Annotated in this window: 6 protein-coding genes; all 6 read right to left on the minus strand. The window is 52.5% G+C overall.

The genetic code is table 11. From position 1 onward, the window contains the following. Positions 1 to 89: 89 nt before the first annotated feature. On the minus strand, positions 90 to 1,862 hold the full coding sequence (locus tag HMPREF3169_RS07505) for an ABC transporter ATP-binding protein (RefSeq protein ID WP_061921189.1): 1,773 nt from the start codon (positions 1,860 to 1,862) through the stop codon (positions 90 to 92). Next, positions 1,855 to 3,603 carry an ABC transporter ATP-binding protein gene (locus HMPREF3169_RS07510; protein ID WP_070456051.1) on the minus strand — a complete coding sequence of 583 codons (1,749 nt, stop codon included), beginning with the start codon at positions 3,601 to 3,603 and terminating at the stop codon, positions 1,855 to 1,857. The genes HMPREF3169_RS07505 and HMPREF3169_RS07510 overlap by 8 nt, the downstream gene beginning before the upstream one ends. Positions 3,604 to 3,610: 7 nt before the next feature. Further along, complete coding sequence (locus tag HMPREF3169_RS07515) at positions 3,611 to 5,080, minus strand: ABC transporter ATP-binding protein (protein WP_062036168.1); 1,470 nt, start codon at positions 5,078 to 5,080, stop codon at positions 3,611 to 3,613. Then, the gene (locus HMPREF3169_RS07520) at positions 5,077 to 5,802 is read right to left on the minus strand and encodes an energy-coupling factor transporter transmembrane component T family protein (RefSeq protein ID WP_046646863.1); all 726 of its coding nucleotides are present in this window, start codon (positions 5,800 to 5,802) and stop codon (positions 5,077 to 5,079) included. Before HMPREF3169_RS07520 ends, HMPREF3169_RS07515 begins: the two co-directional genes overlap by 4 nt. Beyond that, the gene (locus tag HMPREF3169_RS07525) at positions 5,799 to 6,434 is read right to left on the minus strand and encodes an MptD family putative ECF transporter S component (RefSeq protein ID WP_061921197.1); all 636 of its coding nucleotides are present in this window, start codon (positions 6,432 to 6,434) and stop codon (positions 5,799 to 5,801) included. The genes HMPREF3169_RS07520 and HMPREF3169_RS07525 overlap by 4 nt, the downstream gene beginning before the upstream one ends. A gap of 216 nt (positions 6,435 to 6,650) precedes the next feature. Continuing rightward, positions 6,651 to 7,439, minus strand: a 789-nt coding sequence (locus tag HMPREF3169_RS13415; RefSeq protein ID WP_168162626.1) for an IS3 family transposase, incomplete at its 5' end; no start/stop codon positions are given.

A 7,439-nucleotide genomic window follows, 5' to 3' on the forward strand; every position in this document is an offset into this window, starting at 1 on the left:
CGCCCTGGGGTGGAACTGCTAACAACGTAATGGGAGAGAGGGGGAGAGAAGGGTGTCCCCCGCAAACAATGCCGATCTCGGTGCCCGCGTTAATCGCGTCCCGAACTGATTTTCCACCCGCTTGCTGCTTTGCGTTGCTGCCAGAAGTGACGGTAGATACCAGGGACATCGGAAAGCTCAGAATGCGTGCCTAGCTGGCTGACTTGCCCGTGTTCATCCAAGACTACGATTTGATCAGCAGATTTGATTGTATCCAGCTTATGGGCGATGACAATAAAAGTAGATTGCTCCCGTAGCTCGTCCATCGCAGCAAGAATGTTTGCCTCATTTTCTGCATCGAGCGCGGAGGTAGCCTCATCAAAGAGTACAATCGGCGCTTGCTTGAGAAGCGCGCGAGCTACAGATACGCGCTGGCGTTCACCACCGGATAGAAGCCGCCCGCCTTCACCAACAGGAGTATGCCACCCTAGGCGGTTGGCAATAGAAGTCACGCCTGAAAGATCAGCTGCGCGGAAGACTTCCTCATCGGAGGCGTCGGGACGACCAACGCGGATATTAGCGATTAACGAGTCGTCGAAGAGGTAAACGTCCTGAAAGACCATGGACAGTCTGGACATTAACTGTTCGGTTCCAAGCTCGCGGATATCTACGCCGTCAACCATCACCGCCCCGGAATCTACATCCCAGAATCGCGAAATAAGGCGCGCAATTGTGGTCTTTCCGGAGCCAGAAGGACCGACAATGGCGGTAACGGTGCCTGGTCGAGCATGGAAAGTGACATCTACCAATACTGGTTTATCGCCGTATCCAAACGTGACATTAAGCAGCTCGACATTTCCCGAACCATCGCCTAGGCGCGGAGTAGTGGGTTCTGGCAGGGAAGGGGCATCGGTGATGAGCTCAGTTTCTGTGAGCGCGATACGGCCGGCATCTAAACCGACGAAAGAAGAACCCAGCTGTTCAAGCGTGCGGGTAAACCTCAAGCTGATTCCGATGATCGCAATTGTTTCTAGTGGCGATAGGGCGCCTTCAACGGCAAGATCCGCGGAGACCATAATGAGAGCCACAATGAAGATCTGCACTATTATGCCGTTGAGTAGCAAAGCTAATGTGGATACCCATAGCTCGCGTATTCGTGCTTTATGGTCGATTTCTAGCGCTTGCTCTAGTGGCGCAAAAACTTGTGATTGTCCTGCCGCGCGCAGGGCTGGTTGACGGTTAGCAAATTCTACGATGCGCTGGGAGAGCTCTTTACTCGGCCCCAGTGCGCGGTTCGATGCTTTCTCACGAATCCATGCAGCCAACTGCATCACCACGAGCGCCAATGGTGCGATGATAAGAAGGACCAAGCCCAGCTTCGGGTTCCAGAAACACGCTCCTACTAACAAGGTGACAAGTGCCGCGCTATCGCGGTATATCGTTCCTTGAATATGCGCAATGGTCTCGGCCGCCACCATAAAGCGATCTGAAACGAGGCGAGATAGGCCGCCGGTATTAGCCGGTACGAACCAGCCGAGCGGTAGCGTTGCTAATTTATCGCCCACAGTCGTGTGCGCGGCTCGGATGAAATCCAAGGCCGTGTGGTAAGAGGCCATGGTTGCGAAAAATCGTAGCGCAAAAGCTACGAGCGCAATTGCCAAAAGCGTCCACATCCATGGTGCGATCGTCGTATCCCCATCGAGTGCCTTTGTAAGTGGCACGAGCGTGAGAACGGCGAGGCCATCAAGCACGCCAACGATAAGCGATAGACAAGCATACCTTTTATTGAGCTTATGGCCTACAGGACTTTGCAGCTTTTTGACACTGCGAGTGAGTAGCGGATCACGAAGACGCGAACTAACAGGCGTAGTGGCATTAGACATGAGAATTATCCTTCATAGGCTTGAGGCAGATTATTTGGTCTGCTCCTTGGATGGACTCCGGCTTGTGGGCGATGACTAAGACGGTCTTGCCTCTGACGAGTGTGGCTAGAGCTGCTTGAATTTCTGCTTCGCAGTCAGGATCAGTTGCCGCAGTAGCTTCATCCAGGATCAAGATTGGGGCATTGGTAATGATTGCCCGGGCAATAGAAATGCGTTGCTGTTGTCCACCGGATAAAGAGGTGTCCTCACCAACAACGGTGTCGAGCCCAGCCGGTAAAGCGCGAATATCAGCAGCTATGTGCGCAGCCTCTGCGGCTTGCCAGATCTCTTCATCGCGGGCTTCTGGGCGTGCAAGGCGAATGTTTTCCCGAATACTCATACGCAGTAAGTGAGGATCTTGTAAGACGAAAGCCACAGTGCGGTACAAACTGTCGAAAGTGAGATCACGGATATCCACGTTGTTGATAGTGATTGTGCCCGAATCTGGATCCTGGAAACGCGCCAGCATCGTTGCTGCTGTGGATTTGCCAGACCCGGAGGGGCCAATCAATGCCGTGACAGTGCCTGCATTTAGTTGCGCAGAAAAGTCTTGGAGGACTGGTGTGTCTGGGGCGTAGCTAAAGCTGACCTTATGGAACTCCACCTCCATGTCTTGACTACTGGCATCGAGTCTCTTTTGGCCTTCTTTCACATGGGAAATTGTCATGACTTCATCAAGGCGCAACGCCGCATTGCCAGCGAGCTGGTAAGACCACATCATTTGGCCGACGGTTTGAATCGTGCCTGGGAGCACCAGCGCAATTAACGTTGTTGCGATGACTTCAGCGACCGTGACATAGCCACCAGCTATCAGCAGGGAACCGACTCCTAGATTGATAAGGATGAGGACAGGAACCGCCACCACAGACTCTGAGATTGCGGAAACACGCAGAAGCGGACGTACCCACTCGTAATAGAATTCCGCGAATTTTTGGGCAGCTTCGCGATATCGAGCGTGGGCTTTGCCAACGGTGCCGAAAGCCTTGACGACGGAAATACCTTCGGAGAACTCCACCGCAGTCGCAGAGACCTCACCCAGATAATTATCCATTTCCGCAGTTTTTGTGCCCATATCTTTCATTGAATATGCTTGGATTGCTAGGAAAATGGGCACAGTGGCAATAGAAAGTAGACCAAGGCGCCAATCCAAGAAAAAGGCATAAACCAGAAGCGCGAGGGGCGTAAAGATCGCGGCGACCTTCTCTACAGGAGCATGGGCTGTCAGGGTGTGCAGAGTTAACGTATCGTCCTCGACGGCTTTGCGGACTTTGCCGGAATTAGTCTGGCTAAACCACGAGAGTGGTGCTTTCGCAATAGCGGTAATAATTCGGCGCCGGTTAATCTCCACCAGCTTTGCATCAGCGAAGTGGGTGATTGCAAGGGCAAGGAAATAGAAGAATAGCTGGCCCAAAAATGCAGCAAGTAGCCATTTCACAATGGACGCGACGTCATCAGTTTTGCCGTCGATTAGAGCATTTCCCAGTGCCACCAACGCGACGTAGGGTGCTACGGCGAGTACCGAGGATATAAGCGCGAGAAACTGTGCGAAGTAGATGGTTGTTTGCACTGGGGCCAGTAGTTTTTTTAGAGCGACCTGGCCGGCTTTTAGTTTTGCGTGAGCCTCTTCTTCCGGTGACGCACCGTGTGATTCTGGTGCGTGGGTTCCGCTTGATTCTGTGGAACTTTGTTTTAGTTCAGACATTTCTTTCTCAATTCTTGTTGATGTCAGTCATATCGATGATTCTGGTGACTGATTCTTGGATGAATTCGTGGTCATGGGTGATGACGATGACCACTGCTCCGCTTGCTGCAAGAGATCGAAGTAGCGCAGAGATGGATTGCAGTTGGCGCCAGCCCACGCCAGAGGTAGGTTCATCGAAGATGTAGATCGCTGCTTGCTCGGCTTGGGCTGAAGCTATGGCTAAGCGTTGCCGTTGCCCACCGGACAGAGACTGCGGATGCCGTTGGGCCATTCCTGCCAGATCGAGGCGATGGAGAATCTCATTGACATCGATGTGGTCCCGCTTCTTCTTTGCCAGTCCGAGCGTGACTTCTTCTTCGGTGGTGGCTGCGAATAATTGGCGGCCAACATCTTGCATCACCATGTACGCGGCACGTCTGCGGGCAGCCGCTCCTACTCGTTTGCTGTTCAAACGGAGACTACCGCCGCGTTTGGGAGAAGCAAGACCACAAATGATCCTGGCGAGGGTGGTTTTTCCAGCGCCGTTGGGCCCGATTAAGGCGGTGACTTCGCCGCTGGGGAAAAATGCGTGGTCAATGTTTAATACCTCATGTGCGCCATAAGAAAAACAGATGTTGCTTAGCTCGAGTCCGCTCCGCTGGGGATCGGCGTTTTCGAGCGTGGGTGGTACCGGCACGCTCGCGGGCAGGGGAACATGGTGTAAGCTGCGTAGCCCCAATTGTTTGCGTTCGGGTTCGTCTAAGGCATAAAACTCCTGAGCGCGGAAACTCCGCGTTATTTTTCCCTGAGTCAAGTAAATAACTTGGTCAGCGATATCTTTTAAGAAAAAGAGACGGTGATCAGCGATAATGATCGTTGTGCCTAATTCCTTCAAGCGGTGTAGCACGCGTGCAAGAATATCGATGCTTTCCATGGAGAGATTGGACGTGGGTTCATCGAGAAGCACGAGACTGCCCGGGGACACAAGCGCGCATGCGCATGCCACGGTTTGTAACTGCCCACCGGATAATTCTTTGAATCGCCGGCCCCGAAGATCGTTAATGCCTAGTAGCTCGACCGCTGATTGAATCCTCGACTCAATTTCTTTGGGATCTACACCAAGGTTTTCTAGCCCGAAGGCCAATTCTGCATTGACGCTTTCAGTGAAAAATTGTGTCCTTGGATTCTGGAATACTGAGGCGCTGAACTCGATGGCTCGGGACAGCGGTTCTTCCGCAGGGGTAAAAGCCTGGTCATCCTTTATAATAGTGATGGTGCCTAGTAGCTCTCCTGGATTGAAATGGGGGATGAGTCCGTTGATCAAATTGAGTACCGTGGACTTTCCCGATCCGGAATCACCGGTAATCAGTAGACACTGTCCTGGAGAGACAGAAAAAGACACATCAGATACACCTTGAATGCCTGGCCGAGCTCCCAATGGATATGTAAAAGAAACGTTGTGGGCGTCTACACTGGTTGCGATACTGCGTTCGTTCATAAGTGGACCTCCGTGGGAAGCCAGACAGAGGCAACAACGAGGCCCAACCCAGCTAGTGCAGTTGCATCGACAAGCTTGAAGGAAAGATCGGCGGTGGTGGTTGGGCGTGCGGGTCCTCCCAATCCCCGGACAAGAGCAGAGGCAGCGAGCTCATCACCAGCGCGGACGACGGCACCTAATAAGGGGATGATCAACATCGCGGACGATTGTGTGGGCTGTGTGATCCAGCTTTTTACTCCAGGCTGGAGACCCCGAAGGACCATGGCATCGCGGATGGCTTTGGCTTCTGCCACGATGATCGGCAAAACGCGCAGGAATACCGCCGGTGGAATGGTGGCCCAGCCTGGTAAACGCAGGTCCCGCAGTGCTGAGGTCAACGTGGATGGTGTGAGAGTGAGCAAGCCGAATGCGCCGATGGACATGCTGATGACAAAACGGCTTAGCCACGAAAAAATTGCCGCTGAAAAAGCGAAAAATGTGGAGCCAGGAAGCTGTAATAGGCCCCAGTACCCTAGATAGGATAATGCAAAAGCGAACAGGCAAATAAGACCATAGTGTGGCTTTACTGTAGCTAGTGCGATGGAGCTGAAAGCGATAGAAATCAGCAGTGTCGGTAGGTGGCCGTGGCTGAGAGCTACCGCATTGATTACTAGAACAGAAAGTAGCACGGTCCGTGGATCGATCGAAGATCGACGAAGCACGCCCTGTTTTTGCAGGCTCACAGGAGACCAGCGCTTTCAAAGTGTTTGCGGCTGACGCGAACTCCGACCTTTCCTCCGATAAAGCCGACGATGAGCGCACAAATGGCCAGTACTCCAATGGTCCATGGCTGGAAGATATCCGACATGGCATCGGCATATTCTTGACCCATTTGGTCTGCGATATCGACGTAGTAGGAGTCCGTATCCAGAATTAGCGGGATAAAAGGCATAGAAATCCAGACACAGAAGACGCTGTAGGCAATAGGGAAGGATCTGGCAATACTGAGGTGGCTTTTTGTAATAATCAAATCCGCGATAAACCCTAGAATTATGCTTCCCAGCAGGGTCCAGAAGTAGTGTCCGGTGAGCATGAATGCTAGTCCGTTAATACCACCGACGAGGGTGAAAGCACCCATTTTGGGCGTGCGGGCGGCATAAAGCGCTAGCACGATTCCGTTTGCGATTGCCGCGATGAACCATCCAATAAACATGAATTGTGGTCCTGCGAATCCAATCATTCCGCTTACAAAGGTGATTACAAAGTAAAGTGCAGCAAAGATACCAGCGTTGATGAGATCTCTGGTGTTTAAACGTGCCGTCGCCCCACTGGATGAGCTTGTACTCCGTGCGGGCGTAGAGGACTGTTGGGTCATAGTAAACCTCGATTCATGAACAGCTGGAAAGGCAAGGCTTACCTAATACAGATAGTGCTGTATATAAACTATTTCTAGTTTTGATCTGAAGATTCACCCTTAATGGGGGCGAATGTAGATAAGCGGACATCAAACCAGAGCACGACTACCGACTATGCACCGACAAAGTAAGCACCAACGGCAAGACAACCCTGTGAAGTGCCCCGAGTTTTGTTCCTAGGCATTTGCCTTGATCGTTATTACTTCCTGTGGCGGGGTCTGCTCCCAAAAATCGGTTTCCACCTCAACCGGGGTTCGGTATCCCAAGCTTTGGTGGAGCCTTGTCTCGTTCCACCATGACACCCACTCGAACGTCGCGATTTCTACCTCGACAACATCATTCCACCTGCGAGTATGGATTAGCTCGTTCTTGTAGGAGCCGTTTACGTTTTCAGCAAGAGCATTGTCGTAGGAGTCGCCAACCGTCCCAGTGGAAGCGGCAATACCGTGCTGGGCTAGTCGCTCGTTGTAGACCACGCTGACGTACTGGGACCCGTGATCCGAATGGTGAATGAGACCTGTTGTTTCCTCAGCACACACGATCGCTTGGTTGAGAGCTTGCAGCGGCAGTGCTTCAGTCCGCATTGAGTCTGATAACGCCCACCCAACGATCCGGCGGGAGTAAACGTCGGTGACAAACGCGGCGTACACAAAGCCTTTCTTCGTGCGCACATACGTAATGTCGGCCACCCACAGCTTATTTGGACCCTGAGCTTTGAATTCACGCTCGACCAAGTCCGGGCGCAGATCAGGCACGTTAGCTCTTCGGGTTGTGATAGGTGATCTGCCTTTGCCTTTGCCAGAAATACCGGCCAGGCGCATCAACCGAGTGGTTTGTTCACGCCCGATATCAATTCCTTCACGGCGAAGAGCATGCCACATTTTCCGCACCCCGTAAACACCGTAATTATCCTGATGAACAGCCCTAATGCGTTCAATCAGCACAGCATCGCGAAGGCGACGAGC

Origin of the sequence: Corynebacterium sp. HMSC08C04 (genome assembly GCF_001807495.1) — a bacterium.
Classification (GTDB): domain Bacteria; phylum Actinomycetota; class Actinomycetes; order Mycobacteriales; family Mycobacteriaceae; genus Corynebacterium; species Corynebacterium simulans.